Here is a 21,987-nt window from a genome sequence, read left to right on the forward strand (position 1 = left end):
TTGCTACAACTGATACTTAGATGAGTTTTTTCTTATTGTTAGTAAGGAGTATAAGAAAATGGAGTGGGATTAAATTTTGTCTCCTCTTGGGCTTTATTCTCGTTTCTTATCTCCTCAATTTTTTCAATAGGTTGATTTGAATTTGTTTCTAGCTCTTGAGATTGATTTATTTTTAGTGTTGGTTTGGGGCTAGGTGGCATTAACTGCAACATTTTTTGAATACTATCAATAGGCTTTATAATTTCTTTCTCAGATTGAGGTAGTTTTGGTGATTGTTCTTGATAATGCATTCCACGTTTGCAGCGTACGTGTTGCAAATCTTCCCAATTTTCTTCCCAGCCAGTGGCAAAGCCATATTTTTCTTTAAACCATTTAATTCCATGATCCAATTGAAAATGAGGTTTTATTAATGATTCAGCGAGAATATGTCCATTCCCATCAGGCTCTGGCCCCTTTGCAAAATAAACAGTTGCCTTTCTTTCTTTTACATCATCACTTAAATCGATTGCAACCCATCCTCTCCATGGTCCCATATCGCCTGTTTTAAACGCAGTAAGAGGTTTACCATATTCATCAACCTCAAGCTGAAATCCTAAACATTCAGCCACATATTTTAAATCGCTTTGATTCGACACCATTTCTTTTGCCCAAGGATCTTGAGTCATACTAATTTGTGGATTAAACGCATATTGTAATTTTTTATCATTCATCCATGCTTGCACAAAAAGCGCGTAATCTTGGGCAGTAGTCATTAAGCTATTAGCCGCACATGGTTTTTCGCCAAAACTGCTGTTGTCCATATGTAAGGGATCGAACACATATTTATGAGCAAGTACTTCAAGGTTTGCAATATGACCTCGTTTTGCTACTTCTTCAAGAATTTTGGCGCGATACGGATTAAGTTCCTGGATATCAGTGAGCTTTTGGAGAGGGTAACCTAGCTCTTTTAAGTTGATAGTACCGGCTTTCTCTACGCCTATAAGATCAACAATTTTATATTTTAGATTCGGTGGGTTAATGGAGACATACAGTTTATTTTTTTCAAAAACATCATTATCTGGCATGAGCGCAAGTTGTGGTTCGTGAAGTTTTTCAATAACTTTTTGCAAATAAAATAGGGGTAACCCTGAATATCTATAATATTCTTGGCCTGGTTCAAACTGATGATTCACTTGATTTGCTCGATTTAAATCAAAGCCAGTTTTATGAGAGAGAATCATAGCTGGTGTAAATGCATTAATTCGCGAAATATCCTCTTCATTAATGTCCTCATCATTTTTCCATCCAAAACCATGTTTTTCGCAAAAAGACTTAAAAGGTAAAATATTATTAAGACCATTCATATCCAAAGAAAGTTTCCCCTCTTCTACAAGTTTTAATACCAGGTAAGTAAATATGGGTTTACTCAGAGATGCAGCGCCAAACGCTGTGTCTTTATCTATGGTTTTATCTCCATAGCCATGTGTTACAGGAGGGTGATCGCCTATCACCGTGGCGACACTTATTTGTGATATCCTGGCTTTTGTTCTAATTTTTTCTACATCATATTGCGGCTTAGAGGTCAAGGAGCTTAAGTCAGCTAATTTGATAATTTTTTCTTTCATGAATTTCCCCTGAGGTGTTACTGGTCAATGCGTTGATAAATTCATTATATCGAAACACAATCCATTGATTGTATATAACTTGTATCAATTGCTCTTATTTTGACATTAAGCTTGATAAAGGAATTAGTGATAAATTCCGGTGAGAGTAATACTCTAAACCTGTTCAAATTGGTTGGAGGAACTACAATAATATTAATCTTCATAGATAATGTAAATAATGAAAGCAAACATCCTATTGGTTGAAGATAATCTCAAATTAGTCAAGTATTTAAAAAAAATGCTTACTGAGGCAGGCTATCATGTGGCTACAGAATCTCGAGGCGATGGTGCTGTTTATCGCATCATTAGAGAGCAGCCCGATTTAGTGATTCTTGATATCATGTTGCCAGGAATGAATGGCGAGCAGATTTGTGAAACAGTACGTGATGAATATCACGGTAAAATATTGATGTTAACTGCTTTGAACACAGAGCAAAATGAAGTAACAAGCCTTAAACTCGGGGCTGATGACTATGTAACTAAGCCTGTTAAAGAGGAGGTATTAAAAGCACGAATTGTTGCGCTTTTAAGAAGACCAAACGTCATTGTAGCGCCTAAAAAAATTCAATTTGACAATTTAATTATTGATTTAATAAAAAAAAGCGTAAGTTACTTAGGAAAGCTTATTGAATTAAGCCCCAGTGAATATGAGCTCCTGGTTCTATTTGCAAAGAATGCAGATATGGTTTTGAGTCGAGATAATATTGCTTACGCATTACGCGGTAGAGAATACGATGGGATAGATAGAAGTATTGATCTTAAAATATCACGATTAAGAAAGATATTGGGCGATAATATCGATCACCCCTATCGCATTAAAACAATTTATGGCAAAGGATATCTATTTTTATCGGACTCATGGAACGATAAATGATTAAATTATACTTAAAAACAATTTTCGCCTCTTTATTCATTCTTTTTTTTATTCTTTTAGGCTTTTATCTATCCTTTACTCATTCAATACGAATAATGTCTCAAAAAACCCAACACATTTTAGGTGTAGGTAATTTTTCCGCACTAGAGCAAATAGTACTAAGAGCAAACGAATCAAATAACTCTGTTGCGACATTTGCCACAGTAGCGTTTCGAAAGAGATCTAATGAGGAGTTAAAAAAGTTATTTCCATCTAACACTAATGTCGCTCAAGTTATTGATATTAATTCCCTATCTTTTACAGATACGGAAAAAGAACAATTGCTGGCAGGTAAAATTGTTTACAAAGATGCAAAAAATCTTATGTTTTTGACATATAGTATTCATGATGTTTATGCCTACAAGCGAATTAACAAGAGTTCTTCTGTTTTAAAAGTACAGATGGGAGCATCGATGAATGATATGGTTAAAGGTGCAACCTATTTGATGCGAACTCTTATTTTAAACACATTCAAGGCTCTCCCCATAAGCAAATGGGAGGAAGCGATAAATAAGCTTCAGTTTCAGTATCAAATTCCTTTAAAGCTCACATCAATTCATAATAAAAATATTTCTCATAGAGCAAGAAACAAGTTAATAGATAATGAGGTAGTTTATGATATTCCATCTGATGAGAGTCCTATAACAACTGTTTATTTTAAAATTCCTGATAGTGACAAAATAATAACGGTGGGGCCATTAAACTATCCTTATTTTTCACTTCGATTGTCTGAGATTCAACTATATTTTGTTATTACGATAACCTTTTTGACTATTTTTGCCGTGGCGATTCTTACCTGGTTATTCAATAGAAATAGCGCAAAAATTCATAAATTAACGCAGGAATATAGCCAAGGTCACTTTAACTATGATGTGAACCTAAATCGCCTTTCAACCTTAAGAGGTGTTTATGAAAATATTGTTGCTATGGGTAACAAAATAAATTTACTGATACAGTCACAACAAAACATGGCTCGATTTGTTGCTCATGAAATTCGTACTCCTTTATATACCATGCAATTAGCGATGGAATCTTTAAAAAAACTTAAAAATCAGTTTAGCGAAGAACACGAACATATTGAAAGTATTGAAGAAGACATCCAAGAATTGAATCGATTAATTCATACTTTTTTATTGTATTCACAAAGTGTTACCAGCGAACTTAAATTAAATACGGAACTGCTTAATTTACGTCAGTGGCTTGATAACTTGTTGAAAAATCATCAATCTTATGAGGTTAAAGTATTATTTAATTATCAAAAAAGTGATAATGAGTTTATATTATTTGATCCTAAATTGTTATACCATGCTGTAAATAATCTCATTAGTAATGCGCTTAAATACGCTCATAAAGAAATATTAATAAGTTTGGAATATCAAAATAAATCAGTGATTATTCGTGTAGATGATGATGGTCCAGGAGTTCCAAAACACGAGCGAGAAAAAATTTTTGAGCCCTTTACAACATTAAATTCAAGTGACACCACAGGCAAACATATCGGGCTTGGTTTATCGATTACGAAATCCATAGTGAGTTTGCATGGTGGATCACTTTTAATCAATGGCTCGAAACTATTAAATGGGGCAAGTTTTAGTCTTATTTTGCCAAGAAAAACTTGATGCTTACAAGACATTTCCTCGCTGATTCAATGCAAAATAGAGTTTGGTGACATTTATACTCATCATTACAAGTTAATTTTTATCGTTTTTCAAAAAAACATCTTTCCTTTAAATAGGCTAAGTTAATCAGGGAGTTAAAGATGTAAAGTAGTTGTGATCAAGCAATAAATCAATTGTAATTTTGGTAGGTAAATTCAAATTTTTAGTTATTTTGGGCTATGCTATAGGAGAGATTTGGAATTTAGAGTCTGTTGCAACATGGAGTGTATTCATGCGCGAAATTAAAGTAGAGCGATTAATTAAAGGCATTTTAGTGCGAGAGGGCGCTGGCGTGAAATTGCAGCGCTATATTGGTATAGAGCGAACCAATGATTTTGAGCCTCTGCTCTTGCTTGATTATTTCAATAGTGCTGATCCATTGGACTACATGGCAGGATTTCCCGATCACCCTCATCGTGGTTTTGAAACGATTACTTATTTGCTTGATGGCAGTATTACTCATAAAGACAATAAAGGTCATAAGGGAGTTATTGGTGCAGGAGATGTTCAGTGGATGACCGCTGGAAAGGGCATTATTCATTCTGAAATGCCTTCAGCTAATGGTCGATTACACGGTTTGCAGCTGTGGTTAAACTTACCCGCAGCAGAAAAAATGAAGCCAGCACGTTATCAAGAAATGTTAAGTACTCAATTACCCGTAGAAACAAATGATTCTGGGGCGCAAATTAAGGTTATTGCCGGTCAAACGGATATAGGTACACGTTCACCCATTAACGGTATTGCCACAAACCCATTATTTTTTGATATTATTTTGCCTCCAGACGCAAGTGTACAACAACAAATTCCCAATGATTATCAGGCTATTCTTCTTGTTATTTCGGGGACAGTTCATATTGATGATCAATTGGTTCAACACGATACTTTGGCAAAGCTGGGTTCCGGTGATGTTTTATTTTTAAGAGGTGAGACTGCCTGCCAATGCATTATGATTGCAGCTTCTCGAATTCATGAGCCTATAATGAGGCATGGGCCTTTTGTGATGAATAATCAGGAGGAAATAATACAAGCCATGGATGATTTTCGTAGTGGTAGATTCTGAAACCTAATTCAATAGGGATGATCTTCTTGAAGTAGGTTTTTAGAAATTTGGTCTAAAATTGGATTATTGGGGATTATTTAGATAGATATATGCAAGTGAATAGGAGGTAACGCCTATGCACCCAAGAAAAGAGCAATCAGCCAAAGAGATTTATAATATTGTCGATCAATATTGCGAAGCAAATATACGTGCTAAATATCATACAGCTTCTGCCATATCTTTTGTTCTAGGTATTTCAGATGTTGATGCTCAGAAATTAATTAATAAAATTGTGATCGCATTACCCGATTGTTTTTTTTATTTGGCAAAACCCGAACGGATTAATGAAATGGTCAATTTTATTGCCCAACAGTATTTACTTTTTCAAGCCCAAGAAAACATCAATGATGAGCTATTTCCTAGCATGCTTATTAATTTCGTTAACAATTTAGTAGAAGAAATTATGCTTCGTTATTACTCAATTGTTGAATCAGGTGATTTATGAAAAGAGAAGAAATAATTCAAGCAATAGGATTTAGCAGGGATGATTTAGATAACCTAGGTTTATTGGATAGAGTAATCACCATGACCTCTGGCCAACATTATGATTTAGGCACTGAGGAAAAAAATCGAGTTATTGCTTTTTTAGAAAAATCGATAGGGAATATGGAATTAAACAAAAAATTACTGGAGTTGGGGAAGTTAAAGCAGCAAGATACAGGAATCAGCTTTAACGTGAACCGCTTGTTGATACATTTAACGTTTAAGTCGAGACACTGGCATGAAATTCGTTTTAGTCAATATGAAAATATAACTTTGGCTCAACGCGGAACTTTATTTGATCTTGCATCTCTTGTCTCTGATTTGGCGATATTTGAACGTATAGGTTTATTAATTGACTCTTCTTTTTTGTCCCAAATGTATAAGGATGCTAAAAAGGCATCAGAAGAGGGCTTTTCTAAAGAGCTTACTGCTTATCCTGATATGGTTTTTGAAATTAAAGCAATGAAAGGCGCACCTAGGGTACCACATATGAATTATCGTAAAGACGAATTTGTTTTAACAGAGTTTCTCTATAGTGAAGAATATAGAATTAAGTTGGATAAGCTAATTGAAAGTGATAAAACAAAAGAGTACTTAAAAAAATATTTTGGGGATGATTGGTTGCAACAACTAGAAAAAAAATTTGATATGCTTCAACGCGAAATTCATGATAGTGAATTAATTGGGCCTCTTCATCATGGTGGCATTCGCTCAGGAACCTCCACACGGAAGCATTTCTATGTTGAAGAGAGAAGTCCTGCCATGCTCATTTGTTCTCCATTTGTAGGTGTTTGTACGGTTAGAGCGATTAATGAGTTAAATACTCAGATTGTACAGGAGCTAAAAAATAAAGGGGCACAAGAATTACCCCTACACATATTTCAATTACCTATTAGCGAAAAACTAAAAGCATTGTCTCCCGCCGATTTTCTTGATGCCTTAGATAAATGCCACGCTTTAGAACGATTGCCTGGAGCTACTTAATGTGCGTTCGATCTAAAAAAATAAAGTTATTTTTTTTGTCGAACTGTTTTATTTGGAACTGGATCTCGTATAAATGCTACGCATATTATGGGATAACGTTCGTTTAATGCCATAAAAAGCATTGCTATGCCTTTTATGGCGACTCACGTTACTTAAGCCACTCAGTTAACAATGATTCCATTTTTTTTCGGGCATCCTTTAGCGAATCAGAGTCAACTGATGAAGGGCTGCGTAAATCATTGCAATGAGCTTCCCCTTGAATTAATTGATAAGTTAATCTTGGATTAATCGCATTACCATTTTTTTCGGCCAGGGATAAAGTAGACCAAGGATCATTTTCTCCATTTGTAAAATAAATATTGGAAGTCAGTATACTCATTAAGGGAAAATAAAAGGCGTGGTTAAGCTCCATCGTATGGGCAGGCTCCGTTAATCCGAACAGTCGTTGGCATACATTGTAGTGATAATCCAGGTTAATCAATGATGAGCGCGTAGAAAGAGCTGGATTGGGATTAGCATTTTGCCAATATCCATATTCTTTACATGATTGATAGTACCATTGACGCATCCCTAAACCATTTTGATAATCATGTGGATTTTCACTCATAGCACCTTGTGCGGTCATTTCTACCGCCGTAGTGTGCATATCTTTATAAAGTTTTTTAGCAAAGTATGCATAACCTTCAAGTGATGTTGGATGTTCAGAAAGACTCGAGCAGAACGCATCGCGCATTCCATATTGCACTGCTGCAGCTCCGGTATCTGCAATTAAATATAAAAAGTCAACGGGATCCTCAACTGCTGTGGCATCAAAAAGCGACTTTATTTGGGCGAATTTAACCGTATCTTCTAAGCTTGATTCTACTTGATTGACTACTTCGCGCATTTGATTGGCACATTGTAAACCAGCAACTTGCGTCACATGAGCGTCATATTCGATGAAATTTTCCTTAGCCATGACAGGAGCTGAAGAAGCTAATGCGCCTACAACTAAATAAGGGAATTTCAACCGATAATATGCTGATAAAGAACCAGGATAAGAGCCTCCAAAAGCAACCCATTTTCCATGCCAATTTTTTTCATTTTTTAAATGGCGTTGGAAATAAGCCAAATCATCCAGGGCTGCTTCTGTAGTTAAATAGTGTAAGTCATTGGTTGATAGTGAGTTAAAGGGTAGGCTTTCACCATAATAACGATGTTCTAGCGCCACCAATTTGGCATGAAATTTTTGGGCATAATTTCTAATCGCTCCATTCAGCGCTCGTTTGCTGCACGCAGATTCGCCACAAATATAAAAAAAGACTGGTGAATCATCTTTAGGCCCATATGTTTCATCAATATAGTAACGTTGAGAAAATGTACCCGTAGTAGGATTATTATGATCGATTAATTGCTTAAAATAAGCAAGATGAATGTTTTTTTCCGCGACTAACGGTGCTTTCTCTGCTTGCATTTGTTGCACATAACGCTCCACTATTCCTGCATGCGTCAGGGAAAGAGTAGAGCAAAGACCGAGGAAGAGGAGGGTATTTTTTTTAGAAAACATCATATGCATCGTCCTTAATAGTTATTTATTCTCAATCATTGGAAACTGTCGACGCCAAAAAGATTGGAAAATTAGAGATCGAATAAGATCGTGCGATATCATAAATTATTTTTAAGATTCATTGTATAACTACCTGGTTTTTGGGCGTTTTTTATTAATGATTTGTTGTATTTTAATAACATCACGAATATATTAGTTAACTTTGTGTTTTGAAATGTCTATGGATGGATTATGATTAAAAAATTTTTTTTAACCGCCTCTCTTGTAGCAGCACTTAATTTTGGAGGTGGTCTAACCTATGCTGGAACAAGTATATGGGGTTTGAGTAATGTTCCTAAAATAAATAGCAAATCCTCAGCACCCTATACAGTTTATCTTGGATCTTATGCAAGTCAGAAGAATGCACGAAAAATGCAGTCCAAGTTTCAAGCAAAAGGATATAATGCTAAGCTCAAAAGGAAAAAAAATTTATATATGGTGTATGTTGGACCATTCAAAACACTGCAAGCAGTACATCAGTTAGCTTCGAGTACACCTAATCACCCGCAAGTTACAAGTATGAAACATCCAAAATTTAGTTCCAAAGATACTGCCTCAGTTAAATCCACACACCATAATAAGAAACAGATTGAGCAAATACCGCAGTCAACTCAATATCGCTTTAAAGATGAGGCTAAAAATAAGATTAAATGTAAAGATTGCCCGCTAGAATATAATCATTGGTTTGTTCAATTACAGGGAGGGGTAGTTTTTCCTTTAAGTCAAAGCAACATCTTGGTCGATAATGGGTCTAATTTTCCACCTCCAGCAAATGTAGATGCTTATTCTGTAAAACAGTCTAACCAAGGTACGATTGCGTTAACAGTTGGGGATCGAATTGCGATGCAGTCTCCGTTGATCAACCATTACACTTTAAGTGGGCGTTTGCAGTATGTGTTTTCAGCTAATGTAGGGGATACCATTATGCAATATAGCTTGCCAGAGTTTCTTAATTACAATTATGACTGGAAACTTTCTACGCTCGCATTGACCGCGGATACTAAATTGAATTTATTTCATTTTTCAAAATTTTCTCCTTATGTAAATGGTGGATTAGGGGTATCTTTTAATGAAGCTCGCTCTTTTAACGAGACTGCTTTTTCAGACGTAACCCCTCGAATCAGCCCCGCATTTTCAAATCATACCTCAACTCAATTTACCTATCATGCAGGAGCTGGTCTAGATTTTTTATTGATACCGAATTGGCTCTTTTCAGCAGGATATGAGTTTGAATCATTTGGTGACTTCTCATCAGGAAAAGGGCAGTCGACATGGTCTGGAGAAGCGTTACGGTTAGGTAATTATCAAACAAATACTCTTTTATTTGGTGTAACTTATCTTATTAATTAATATGTTTCTCTACTTATATGTATTATGGAACGTACACGCTTGATAGTTAGGAGGCCCAATGGTAGGGATGTTCAAAACAGGAGCTTAAAAAATAATCAGATAGGTGTGCTAATGTGACGTATTTATTGGGGAAGCAAGGCAATACTGCCCCAATGCAAAAATCTTTAATTTATATTAATGTATTACAGGGACAAAAAATGAAAAGAAATTGTGTTTTATTAGGACTAATTTTATTTAGTGCCACAGCACTTGCGTCTGATCCCGTTTCTTGGAGTCTGTCACCCAGCGGTTTTGCTGAAACCCCTGTTGGACATTCATCCCATGTTACTTATACCTTGACGAGTCATTTACCTGGTGCTGCCACCATCGTGACCAAGAGCAGCTATACGGGTAGTGGAATCACTGTTCAAGATAATTGTAACAATGTTAGACTAAATCCCTCAGGCACATGCACGATTATTTATACGTATACTCCAGTCAGTAGCCCCCAAACAGCAACAGTACAGCTCACCTATGGTTACAATAATAACCGTATTTCTTTACCCAAGCTTGTTGCTGCATCAAGCAGCACTTCAGGCAGTATTAACGGAGCTATCACCGCAAATCCCGCTACGGTCACGCTTACACCAGCACTGACCTCGGCGATCGTTGCGACTTATACCAACACCAGTTCACAGCCCATTACGGGTTATGCAGGGAATAGTGGTGGGACAGGGCTTTTTAATGTATCGCCTTTTGACTCAGCCAATATAACGCTCACTTCCAATGGATGTGGTACGTCAGCAACGCCCATCATCTTACAGCCGGCGCAAAGCTGCCAGGTAAAAGGTACCTTAACGCCGCAACAGGTTAATACGGCGAGTGTTTCTGGCTTATTTACGTTTGTTATAAATGGTCAATCAAGTAGTAGTACGCCTTCAACCACAGTGCAAATTACCCAAGGAGGGGCGGCGAATGTCACGGGAGTTATCACCGGATTGCCTGCAAGCCTCACTTTAACCCCATTGACAAGTGCAACAATCACGGCCACTTATACAAATACGGGCAGTGGTCCTGTTACAGGAAATGCTGGTGATAACACTGGCGCAAATCTTTTTAGCCTGTCTTCTACGGGTAGCGGGGCAGGCACGGTTAGCATGGTGACAAATTTTTGCGGAACACCAAATAGCCCCGTTACCTTACAGCCAACCCAAAGCTGTACGGTACAAGCGCAAATTACCCCTACTCAAGTTGGTCCTTTAGCAGTAACAGGATTATTTACTTATAATTCCGGCTTAACTGCCCAACCCACTGCATCGACCACTGTGAACCAAGGCACCCCAGGTTCGTGTACAGTAAGTGGCGTAGCGCAACTTCCTTTGCCAGCAACATCCTATCAGTTTGAAAACAATATGATTAAGTTCGTATTTACCAATAATTGCACGCCATCCGAAGGCAGTGCAACACTGGGGACGGTTGACATTTCTGTGACGGGGGCTGCCGCAACAATGACGAAATCCGCAGAATACGATACCTGTTCAGGAGCAACGGTGCCAGCACAACAATCCTGCTCCGTATTAGTATCTGTGATTCCCACTGCCACTACGACTACCACAGGGGGCATGACGGTCACTGCATCGGTAACGGCCGGAGGAGTGACGTCGACGGCAACAACTTCTGCTCCTGTAAATACTAATACAAACGGACATACGGTACATTTTGTCAATCAATGCCCGTTTAATGTCTGGTATGGGATTTCCAATGCAGCAGGAGGAGTGGGTAGTCCTGATCCAACACCGGGAGCGACCAGTTCTACTGGGGCGCCATCAAGTTCTTATTATCTTGCTGCGCAAATCGATGGTATGGCACCAAGCACCATTGATTTAGCAATACCAAATGGGTATGTTAATGGAGCGATATGGCCTAGAACCAATTGTGCGTCTGGAAATAACAGTTTTATTTGTGGCACTGGATCTTGCGGTACTGTTTCGTCAAGCTCTGGAACCTGTGTTTCCACAGGCTCTTTTCCTCAACCACAAGCACCTTATACTAAGTTGGAATTTACTATAGAAAATTCTGCTAATGCTGATGGGGTGTATGATGTGTCTATTATCGGTGGCTTGAATGTCCCTGTTGAAGTGAAGGGTTTGCTTGCAAGTAACCCATCCTCACCTTTTTCTTGTACCAGTGTTGGGGCGGTCATTCAACCGGAGGGGTATGGACTTGGTAATTGTTCCTGGGATTTTGATCCAAGCTCTTCTCCTGGCTTGAATAACAATGATTTTTACTTTGTGACTACTGGCCCCAATAATAACTGTAATTCTCCTGCTGGCGGCGCGCTTTGTGGGATGGCTTTTGGTACCTATCCTAACGGTGCCCCTATCAACAGAACCAATGGTTCGTTTTTAGGTTATTGGTCATTAAATGTGTATCAAGGATTTCCTGCTACGGCTCAGTGGGGCAGTTCGACTTACAATCTATACAACTACTATGCGATGGGTACTGCAATGAGTACGATTTCCCCGCAAAAAAATTACGGAACGGTTAGTGGCTCGGCAACTAACTTTGGCGACATGTTGATTTGTAAGCCCACCAGCAACAACTCACTCGATACCTGTTATACTAATAATCCAGCAAGTACCTGTTGTGGCTGTGTGACTTGGAATGACACGGCTAATAGCGGAGAGTGTACTGTTCCAAATTCCGATTGGACGAGTACACAGAACACCCCCGTTACGGCACTCCATGCCATAAGCTGGTTACACGCAGGTTGTCCGACTGCTTATGCTTATACGTTTGATGATAAATCTGCTGGAGCAACTACCTGTAATGCAGCAAATACATACACCAGCTATCAAATCACTTTTTGCCCTGGTGGCCAGACGGCATTGCCATCTGGTGCAACGGAGGGTCGGTCGTCTTGAGGAGTCCATTTAATCTACTCATCATGCATGAAGATGCAAAATCTTTTGCGGGTCACCTAATGGCGTCTTTAAGTACGTGTCACTTGGATTAGACGACGTCTAATCCAAGCTACAGAAAAATAGGAATCAGTTTCCCTTAAACTGACGTCATTAAATGTTCACCCTATCCTTTAAGAGCGGTTTTCAACAATGACAACTGCTCTTAAAAAGAGCCCCCCATCAATCAGTTTCGACTTGTTAGTTGTTTATTAATGTGACATTATGTTGTCATTGTAATTTTATTGGGCTATTTTTATGTTGAAAAAAATCCTCGGAATTGCTTTTGTTCTGATCGCATATGATGCATTTGCGGTTGAAGAGTTGGATTTGTATCAGGCGCCCTTAAGTAGTTTAAATCAGTTTTTTCTGAAACATCCTATAAAAAAAGCGGCTTATACATCAGGAACATCAAATGCAGAAAAAAATACATTACAGCAAGTAAGTCGAGCTCAAGACCATGCGAAGATTATTACGCGCTATCAACAAATGTATCAGGGAATTCCAGTGATTGGCGCCCAAGTGATGATCGAAAATGCCCAGGTAAATGGACATTTACTCGATGACATCCATTTGAATACCCAACCAGCGCTTAATCCGCAGCAAGCAATTGATAGCGCAAAAAAATCTTGGTTTAGTTTTAATCTCCAGATGCCTACTTACGAAGAACTCAGTGAATTACAGATTAGGGCGACACAAAATAATGAACTTAAGTTAGTTTATCAAGTTTCATTTAAAACAACCCAAAATGATAATAAACCTGCCTGGCCATTTTTTATCGTAGATGCTCAAAGTGGTGAAATCACGAAGCAATGGAATAATATAAAAAATTATATGGATTCCGGACCAGGTGGGAACGAAAAAGTACATGAATATTGGTACGGAAAAGAAGGACTCCCTTTTTTGGAAGTGATGCAAGAAGGCAGCCAATGTATTATGGATACGGCTAAGGTCAAGTTAGTGAATCTTGCTTCCGCTTGGGATTGGGGTGATCTTCTAGCGACTCCTTTTCAATATCGTTGCGACCATAATGTAGAAGAAAATATAAACGGTGCTTATTCACCATCTAATGATGCCTATTATTTTGGACATATCATTGTGGATATGTATAAAGATTGGTATGGTGTTAATGCATTGCAACATGGTGATGGATCGCCAATGCAACTCGTTATGCGTGTTCATTTTGGTCAGAATTATGATAATGCCTTTTGGGATGGCCAATTTATGTCTTTTGGGGATGGGCGGGATTTTTATCCTTTAGTTTCTCTTGATGTTGCTGGGCATGAAGTAACACATGGTTTTACTGAGCAGCATTCAGGTTTAGAATATCATGATCAATCTGGTGCTCTTAATGAATCTTTATCCGATATGGCGGGTCAAGCGGCACGCGCCTATCTATTGGAACGATTTCCTCAGCTTTATAATAAACTTTATTTACAAGCAGATACGGTAACCTGGGGTATAGGAGAGACCATCGTTAGAGACTCATTTGGTAAAGCTTTGCGGTTTATGGATTATCCCTCTTCAGATGGGAGCTCTGCTGATTGCTTGGATAAAAAAATAGCACAAAGTCATGGTGCTTATTGTGCCATCAGTTATTCAGAATTGGTCGCTTATGCGAAGTCAAATATTGCCAATCCTCAAGAACAACAAAATTTTATTGTTCATACAGCGAGTGGAGTATTTAATAAAGCATTTTATTTATTATCTAAGGATATTGGTATTAAAAAAGCTTATGAAATGATGATATTAGCTAATAGCAAGTATTGGACACCTACTTCAGATTTTGTGAATGGTGCTTGTGGTGTACTTTATGCTGCAAAAGATTTGGGTGTAGATCAGAAAATGACCCAAACTATTTTTGGTCAGGTAGGTGTGAGTACTACCCGTTGTAAGATCTAAGTTATTTCATGTAAATGCCACTTATGTTACAAATTCAGTTCTAAAAATTAAAAAGAGGCTCGATATAAAAATGTGCTCGTGCATCTAAAGGACAATAGGTTTTTCCTCCAGATGAGGTTTGATAAACGTAACGCTCCAAATGAACAGCACCATAAGGTGTCTATAACATTTTCGGACTCTCCCCTTGCTTTTATGGTTTTTGGACTCATGCGGGGAGGAGCTTCTGGCGGCTTACGCCGCCAAGCTACTTCATTGACATGATGTTAATTCGGTCAAATCTGAGACAGATGGTGATGATTATCTAGCGTCATCTACATAATGCCGTCATGGCAGCCAAATCGTGTTCGGCCCAGCCACGTGGACGACCGTAAGCCCGACACCGGATGCTTTTACATATTGCAAAATCAACGGACAACTTAGAGTCAACGCTAAACCAATTTTCATTCTTGTCAGTCGCCCAATTGTAGAATTGTTTCGATGATTTCGGCTGCGAGGTAAACTTAGGTACAGGGCAAAATGGCTCATTAGAACAGTATTCATCAACAACATGCATCGGTAGCAGCTTTTGTGCACCACCAACACCTTCTAGCCAATGCTTATCAATGGCTTGCCAATCACTAAATCTAGCGTTTGCAGCTCTTTAATAATGGTATTTTCGAAATCAAAATGCTTTTCAGTGATTGTTTTCCCATTAAGCCTATAAGTGACCCCGTCGGTGTTGACTTTGTTGTATTGAGCAACCAATTTTGCAAATACTTTTCTGCCTTCTTCATTTTGGGGTATGCACAAACAATTCAAATTTATCTTGCATACTTTTCCCCTATAATTTGAATTTTTATAATGAAAAATATTTAATCAATTTAGCCTTAATTAATCCAATGAGTTTTATTCGTAAGTTATATTAAAAAAACTAATAACTTAGGAATGGACCAATTTAAGAGTTTGATAAGGAGCAGTCTTCGGGATTTTGGCATTGCAGTCCTATTGCTATCACCCATATTCCTGTTGGAAATAAATTTTGATTGATATTAGGTAACGTCAATTATGGATAAGAGATCGAGTGATTACTTCGCTCCGTTCGAGCTGAGACGGCGTAAACGCCTCCTCAGCTCGAACGGGTCGTGATAGAGACTTGTTATAATTATATCTTTATCCATAACTGACGTTAGGTAATACATTAATGCGAGGTCACACTCTTTTGTTTTTGCCCTTGCCCGATTCATAAAGTTTTTTTTTTAATCTATATGTTGTTTGCTGAACAACATAATTGGTATATAATTGCTGGATTTAATTTGCATTTGATCTTATCTAAGTTGGGAGTCAAGTGATTATTTTTTTTATTACGCTTAGCATTCTTTTATTAAGCTTGCTTTGCGCAACGGTGATGATTTTTAAGCTTATTCGACAACCTTCAGAGCCTTTATCGATAACTCAATATTTAAAATTAGGTATAAGTGGTATTGTCGCATTTATTGCAGATACTGTGGGTATTGGTAGTTTTGCTATGAATGTTGCATTAGCCAAAATAATGGGCACCTTCCGTGATGATGAAATGCCCGCAGTAAATAATGGAGCTCAAGTTATTCCCGGAGCGATTGAGTCTTTATTTTTTATGAGTCTAATTGATGTAGATTTAACCACTCTTTTAACGTTGATTATTGGTACTTGTGTTGGTGGTTTAGTGGGTGGCTTTATAGTAAGTCATTTAAGCAAACAGGCAATTCGTTTGTCAATGGTTTGCTGTTTTGCGTTAATTATCATACTCTTAATTTCTCATAAGTTTCGTTTATTGCCTGTAGGTGGCGAACTAACGGAACTGCATTCATGGAAATTAATCGTGGGTTTTGGAGCAATGGTTGTTTGTGGTGCTCTTACATCGGTTGGAATTGGATTATTTGTTATGGTGCAATGTGTTCTATTTTTAATGAATATTTCACCGGTGGTTGCTTTTCCAATTATGACTACAGCTGGGGCTATGCAACAACCGTTAACGACCTTAGTATTTTTGAAGCATAATAAAATTCCCTTAAAGAAAACGATGATTTTAAGTGTTTCAGGGTGCATTGGTGTTCTTATTACTATTCCTATTTTTATGCAATTGACTATTTCCTGGTTGCACGATCTTTTAATATTCATCTTGATTTATAATTTTTTTGCAGTGGGTCATACTTATTTGCGGTCTCGATCAAGCAAAGAACTGAAGCCGGCGACGGTTCCTGTTTCGCTTGTGGCGGCTGAATAAGGTTTATACTTAAAGCACACCCATTGGTGTCATGCGAAGTATATAGTATCATTATGCAAATTTTAGATAAAAAATAAATCCTATGGATGAGCCAGTTAGTAAATCACAGAAAAAACGAGAAGCCGATTTTTTACAAAAAATGGGTGTAAAATTTATTGATTTGAATATCACTAAACTGAATTTACTTCCTCTTCCTGAAAATCTCTATAAAGCAATCATTGATGCAAAGTCTATTAAGAGTCATGGGGCTAAAAGAAGACAGGCTCAATTGATTGGTAAATTGATGCGTGCCGCTGATTACGAAGAAATCTTATCTGTTTATGAGCAGATGCTTGAGGAAGATAGTGCTGTAACGGCATCATTTCATGAAGTCGAACATTGGCGTGATCGCTTAATCAACGAAGGTAAAGAAGCACTCACTGAGTTTATAGAAGCTTATCATCCGGAGGATGTTCAGCATTTAAGACAACTTATTAAAAAAGCAGTGGATGAGCAACAAAAAGAAAAGAATTTAGGCGCCAGTAAGGCTCTTTTTCGCTATTTGAGGTCATCCATAGCATGAAATATTCTTTATTCATTAGCTGTCCAAAGGGACTTGAGTATTTGTTAGAGGAAGAATTAAAAGCTTTAGGTTTATCGGTGACTCGTGTAAGTCCGCAAGGAGTTTATGGTGAAGCCAGTTTACTGACTGTATATAAATTATGCCTTTGGTCAAGAATAGCAAATAGAGTGCAATTGATTCTTTTTAGTGGCTATGCGGGAAATGAACAATCCCTGCACCAGCTTTGTACTCAATTTCATTGGCAGACGGTATTTTCACAAGATAAGACTATAGCCATTGAATTTCATGGTACGTCAGAGCATATACGCAATACGATGTTTGGGGCACAAGTAGTCAAGGATGGGATAGTTGATCATTTTCGCCGATTAAATCGCTCACGTCCATCTGTAGATAAAGAAACTCCCCAAATTCTTATTCATGCCTACTTAAAAAATGATGTGATTACTGTAAGTTTTGATTTGACGGGATACAGTTTGCACCAAAGAGGTTATCGCAGTAAGGCTGGTACTGCTCCTTTGAAAGAGAATGTCGCTGCAGCCTTGCTGATGCGAGTCAAATGGCCAGAGTTAGCTGCAAAAGGATATGCATTGCATGATCCTTTTTGCGGTTCAGGTACCTTAGTGATTGAAGCAGCAATGATGGCAGCACATATTGCTCCTGGTTTATTGCGTCAGGATCAATCATTACAATATTGGGCGCAACATCAAGCTTCATTATGGGAAAAATTACGCGTAGAGGCTTTGCAACAAGTTAAAATTTTGTCCTCACCTTTATTAGGGACGGATGTCGATCATAAAATAATTGCTGTAGCACGTACGAATGCCGAGCGTGCTGGAGTTGCTCCCTTGGTACATTTTAAAGCCCAAACATTGAATGAGATTAATCCCACAACGAAAACGGGTATTGTCGTATGCAATCCACCTTATGGAGAGCGATTAAGTGATGCATCTCATCTTGTACCTTTATATCAGCAATTTGGTAAAATTTTACATGAGCGTTATCAAGGATGGCAAGCTGGGGTTTTGACGTCTAATCCGCTTTTGGCCAAGGCTTTAGGATTACGTGCTCATAAGCAATATACGCTATATAATGGTGCATTGGAGTGTAAACTTTATTATTTGAATATAAATGTTGCTAATGAGCTTAAAGGCGCTATGGGTAATGTGGTCTCTGAACATGCACAAATGCTTTTAAATCGCCTCGAAAAGAATTATCGCCATTTGCAAAAATGGGCAAGAAAAAATAATATTTCTTGCTATCGAGTCTACGATGCTGATTTACCAGAGTATGCATATGCGATTGATCTTTATAATGACTATGCAGTATTGCAGGAATATGCAGCTCCGGCGAGCGTGTCCGTTTCTAAAGCAGAAAAGCGCAGTTTGGAAGTCATGCAAGTTGTTCCCAAAGCTTTAGGATTAACTCCTGAAAAATTGGTAATCAAACAACGTAAACAACAAAAAGGAAATGCACAATACCAAAAACTAAACCATAGCCGAAAAAATATGGTTGTCACTGAGGGACAAGCGAAGCTATTGGTTAATTTGTATGATTACTTGGACACGGGTTTATTTTTAGACCATCGACTGCTCCGCTTAAGTTTTGCCAAATTGTCGCCTGGAACTCGTTTTCTTAATTGCTTTTGTTATACAGCAAGTGCTAGCATTCATGCGGCTTTAGCCGGGGCTTTAACAACTAATGTTGATCTGTCTCATACTTATTTACGTTGGGCAGAGGAGAACTTTAAGTTAAATCATCTTGATTTATCGAAACACCAGTTTGTGCAATTTGATTGTCGTGAGTGGATGAAAGTTACTCGAGAGCGATTCGATGTAATCTTTTTAGATCCACCTAGCTTTTCTAATTCAAAGCGAATGAGCGATGTCTTGGACATTCAAAGAGATCATGTGTCGTTGATAAATGCAGCAATGCGTTTATTAAATCCTGATGGCGTTTTGTATTTTTCAACTAATTTACGTCAGTTTAAATTAGATCATACGCTGGTGGAAAAATATTCCATACAGGATATTAGCGCTCAAACTATTGATCAGGATTTTAAACGCAATCAAAAGATTCATTATTGTTTTAAAATCAGAATGGCTCAATTTGCGTAAGCAGGTACATCCTTCTACGGCGTCATCCACTAAGTTCTAGACAAGGCGCAAGTAAAGTATAAGATGAGGGGAGTACAAAAGTACTGCCTGAGTCGAACGAGCTTGCAACGATGCATGGGACTTAATGGGCGGTGTTGTAGAAAATATTGTTTTGAAAACGTCACCAAAGGACTAAAATAGATATGGAAGTTAAACTGAGTAAGCTCGTTGTCCCTTTATGTGTTTTTATATTCCCCTCTTTAGGATATGCCAATCAAATTAGTTTTTTTGTTTCCGGAGGTCCTAATTTTTCGATCCTTAAAAATAAATCCCGGGTGGAAATCAATGAAGTCATTACCAACGCCTACCAAACCAATACCAAAACAAACTGGCAAGGTTTTTGGGCTGTAGGAGCAAATCATACTTTTGAAAAATCATGGTTTTCATTTTATCAGTTGTCCTTGGGGATTGCGGGGTATTTTTTCGAGCTGGGCCAAGTAAAAGGAACAGAGTTTCCATTTATCAACGAAGGCTTTTTTGACACCTTGAACTATAATTTTCATGCAAAAAGCTCCTCGTTGATGGTTGAAGGCAAAGCAATTTACTCAAAATATGTTTTGAAACCTTATGTTTTAGTCGGTATTGGCCCAAGTTGGAATCGTTTTTATACATATCATGAAAAGCCGACTGAGCCTTCTTTAAGTGCTGCTCCTGCAGTTCATTTTAATAATCATACAAAAGAGACTTTTTCTTATGAGTTGGGTGCTGGACTTGATTATCTGCTATGGAATGATACGCAGCATCAGTTGCAATATCATGCGTCTGTAGGTTATCAATATTTTAATTTGGACAAAGGTGCTTTAGGCTATTCCTTAGTACAAACGTCCAAGGATAGGTTAACGGTTAAAAATCTTTATACACAAGGAATCGTATTTACGCTGGCGGTTTCTTTTGGTTAACAAGGATGAAGCAGATGAAAAAAACTGGTATGTTCAAGAAGTACTGTTTATGGTGGCTGTTGTCTTTGACTGGAGCACAAGCAGCCTCTATCATTGAAATTACACCAAGCAGCTCGAGCCCAATTGTTATTTCTCAAACTGGCTCTACTTATGTTACTTATACCGCTAAAAATAATACGTCAAAAATATTGAATGGACTCAGCATCGACCCTCATTATGGTACAAAAGCAAATACTCTGAAAGTTACATTAAACAATAATACTTGTACGGCTTTAGCTGCGGGAGCTACCTGCTCCTTTATCGTCTTGTTACAAGGAATCAGTCAAAGTACTGAACTCACATTAATGCCGCGTATTTGTGCCTATAACGGGGCGACATGCTCGGTGCCCGTATTAAGTAATCGCATTAAGGTGACAGCAACAAAAACACTTCCAAGTAGCCAATTCCCTCTTCCTTACGCAGGAACCTATTACCCAATTTATAATTCTGGTGCGGGGCAGTGGCTACCACCAAATCAAGACCCCATTCCTCCTTTTAATCGAGTTAGCGCTATTTTTGTAGCTTTTGCTCATACATATGCCCAACAAAACGGTGCAATTCTTACCTACGAGCAGGGCCAGCCTGATGAACCAGCGCGTTTGGCTTTATTAGTGCAATCAGCGCGTGCTGGCAATCCCAATATAAAAATTTTAATTTCATTGGGATGGGGAAAAAATGATTGGACCTACATTAATAATGACTATGTGAATCGAGCCAATATCTTTGTACCTAGTGTGATTCAATTTATACGCAGCAATCATCTGGATGGGCTTGATATTGATGATGAAAGTATAGGTGACTCCAGCGGTTCCATCCCCCAGGCCAATTTCGATGGTGTGATTGCCAATTTAAGAAACGCATTAAATCATGCATCCCTGCAAGATGGCAAACCTTATTATCTCACCATTACTCCTGCGGGAAATAATGATGAGCCAGGCGGCATTGCAGCAACACAGGTAGATGAGTTAAATGCCAAAATCTTTGATTTAGTTAATATTCAAAGTTATTTTGGTGACGGTGATTGGGGGGATTACTTTTTTGATGCGCTTGTTGCTATAGGCTATCCTAAACAGCAAATTGCTAATGGAATTGATACTCAGGAAACAAACTGTGATCCTGATTATCCACCCTACATTGGTTTAGCAGGAATATTTAACTGGAATATGACTAAAGACAGCACGTGCAGTAATTATGCTAATACCATAACTATCGCGAATATGGTGGGGTATTATGGAACGTTTCTGCACTAACACAAAGTATTTTAATGCAACTTAAATACGATATTGATTTATTCTCTATTAAAAATGATGTAAGTAACACCGCTTACTGTAATTGTTGGGTAGGAAATGAATTATTTTGGGAAAAATATATGGCATTTACTTTGCCGATTTATTATTACATTTTATATGAAAGTCCACTTGATTTAAGAAATACATTCTTAAAGAAACGAGCTGACAAGAAGATAAACGCAGCCGGAAATCTCTATTTTTCCCAGGTAGACAAATTCTTCCGAGACGTCGCTCACCCCAAATAAAG

General features: G+C 37.9%; 15 protein-coding genes and 2 pseudogenes. 13 read left to right on the forward strand and 4 right to left on the reverse strand.

Annotation, left to right across the window (positions count from 1 at the left end; all coding sequences use genetic code 11):
• Nucleotides 1–38 precede the first annotated feature (38 nt).
• A complete protein-coding gene (locus DYH34_RS00130; RefSeq protein WP_058464206.1) occupies nt 39–1,604 on the reverse strand; it encodes a serine hydrolase domain-containing protein in 1,566 nt (521 codons plus the stop codon).
• 217 nt (nt 1,605–1,821) lie between these two features.
• Here DYH34_RS00130 and DYH34_RS00135 point away from each other — a divergent pair, with 217 nt between their 5' ends.
• The 5 genes from DYH34_RS00135 to DYH34_RS00155 all read left to right on the forward strand — a co-directional run bounded on the left by DYH34_RS00135 (nt 1,822) and on the right by DYH34_RS00155 (nt 6,780).
• The gene (locus DYH34_RS00135) at nt 1,822–2,517 is read left to right on the forward strand and encodes a response regulator (protein ID WP_058464205.1); all 696 of its coding nucleotides are present in this window, start codon (nt 1,822–1,824) and stop codon (nt 2,515–2,517) included.
• A complete protein-coding gene (locus tag DYH34_RS00140) occupies nt 2,514–4,175 on the forward strand; it encodes an ATP-binding protein (RefSeq protein ID WP_058464204.1) in 1,662 nt (553 codons plus the stop codon). The genes DYH34_RS00135 and DYH34_RS00140 overlap by 4 nt, the downstream gene beginning before the upstream one ends.
• 271 nt (nt 4,176–4,446) lie before the next feature.
• Nucleotides 4,447–5,274, forward strand: coding sequence for a pirin family protein (locus DYH34_RS00145; protein ID WP_058464203.1), 828 nt, complete (start codon nt 4,447–4,449; stop codon nt 5,272–5,274).
• 115 nt (nt 5,275–5,389) lie between these two features.
• Entirely contained in the window at nt 5,390–5,758 is a 369-nt protein-coding gene (locus tag DYH34_RS00150) for a hypothetical protein (RefSeq protein WP_058464202.1), read from the forward strand.
• Nucleotides 5,755–6,780 carry a hypothetical protein gene (locus DYH34_RS00155; protein WP_058464201.1) on the forward strand — a complete coding sequence of 342 codons (1,026 nt, stop codon included), beginning with the start codon at nt 5,755–5,757 and terminating at the stop codon, nt 6,778–6,780. Before DYH34_RS00150 ends, DYH34_RS00155 begins: the two co-directional genes overlap by 4 nt.
• Before the next feature lie 148 nt (nt 6,781–6,928).
• On the opposite strand, the gene DYH34_RS00160 is transcribed toward DYH34_RS00155, so the two are convergent.
• A complete protein-coding gene (locus DYH34_RS00160) occupies nt 6,929–8,329 on the reverse strand; it encodes a S28 family serine protease (RefSeq protein ID WP_172465394.1) in 1,401 nt (466 codons plus the stop codon).
• Nucleotides 8,330–8,557: 228 nt separating this feature from the next.
• Here DYH34_RS00160 and DYH34_RS00165 point away from each other — a divergent pair, with 228 nt between their 5' ends.
• The 3 genes from DYH34_RS00165 to DYH34_RS00175 all read left to right on the forward strand — a co-directional run bounded on the left by DYH34_RS00165 (nt 8,558) and on the right by DYH34_RS00175 (nt 14,556).
• Nucleotides 8,558–9,715: an SPOR domain-containing protein gene (locus tag DYH34_RS00165; protein WP_083502722.1), complete on the forward strand. Its 1,158-nt coding sequence runs from the start codon at nt 8,558–8,560 to the stop codon at nt 9,713–9,715.
• 113 nt (nt 9,716–9,828) lie between these two features.
• A complete protein-coding gene (locus DYH34_RS00170) occupies nt 9,829–12,618 on the forward strand; it encodes a thaumatin family protein (RefSeq protein WP_058464200.1) in 2,790 nt (929 codons plus the stop codon).
• A 294-nt stretch (nt 12,619–12,912) separates the two neighbouring features.
• Nucleotides 12,913–14,556, forward strand: coding sequence for a M4 family metallopeptidase (locus DYH34_RS00175; RefSeq protein ID WP_058464199.1), 1,644 nt, complete (start codon nt 12,913–12,915; stop codon nt 14,554–14,556).
• Between the two features lie 61 nt (nt 14,557–14,617).
• Here DYH34_RS00175 and DYH34_RS18630 read toward each other — a convergent pair.
• Together DYH34_RS18630 and DYH34_RS00180 are read right to left on the reverse strand one after the other, a co-directional pair.
• A pseudogene (locus tag DYH34_RS18630) lies at nt 14,618–14,745 on the reverse strand (ISKra4 family transposase); the annotation flags it as partial.
• Between the two features lie 127 nt (nt 14,746–14,872).
• Nucleotides 14,873–15,342 (reverse strand): annotated as a pseudogene (locus DYH34_RS00180) (F-box protein); the annotation flags it as partial.
• A 538-nt stretch (nt 15,343–15,880) separates the two neighbouring features.
• Here DYH34_RS00180 and DYH34_RS00185 point away from each other — a divergent pair.
• From DYH34_RS00185 to DYH34_RS00205, 5 genes are all read left to right on the forward strand, one after another.
• Nucleotides 15,881–16,798, forward strand: coding sequence for a sulfite exporter TauE/SafE family protein (locus DYH34_RS00185; protein WP_058464198.1), 918 nt, complete (start codon nt 15,881–15,883; stop codon nt 16,796–16,798).
• A gap of 82 nt (nt 16,799–16,880) precedes the next feature.
• Nucleotides 16,881–17,360, forward strand: coding sequence for a ribosome biogenesis factor YjgA (gene yjgA, locus DYH34_RS00190; RefSeq protein ID WP_058464197.1), 480 nt, complete (start codon nt 16,881–16,883; stop codon nt 17,358–17,360).
• Entirely contained in the window at nt 17,357–19,474 is a 2,118-nt protein-coding gene (gene rlmKL / locus DYH34_RS00195; RefSeq protein WP_058464196.1) for a bifunctional 23S rRNA (guanine(2069)-N(7))-methyltransferase RlmK/23S rRNA (guanine(2445)-N(2))-methyltransferase RlmL, read from the forward strand. The genes yjgA and rlmKL overlap by 4 nt, the downstream gene beginning before the upstream one ends.
• Nucleotides 19,475–19,656: 182 nt before the next feature.
• Nucleotides 19,657–20,412, forward strand: coding sequence for a hypothetical protein (locus tag DYH34_RS00200; protein ID WP_058464195.1), 756 nt, complete (start codon nt 19,657–19,659; stop codon nt 20,410–20,412).
• Between the two features lie 14 nt (nt 20,413–20,426).
• Nucleotides 20,427–21,701, forward strand: a complete 1,275-nt coding sequence (locus tag DYH34_RS00205) for a glycoside hydrolase family 18 protein (RefSeq protein ID WP_238589450.1) — start codon at nt 20,427–20,429, stop codon at nt 21,699–21,701.
• The last annotated feature ends 286 nt before the right edge of the window (nt 21,702–21,987 follow it).

Source organism: Legionella cincinnatiensis, assembly GCF_900452415.1.
GTDB classification, from domain to species: Bacteria; Pseudomonadota; Gammaproteobacteria; order Legionellales; family Legionellaceae; genus Legionella; species Legionella cincinnatiensis.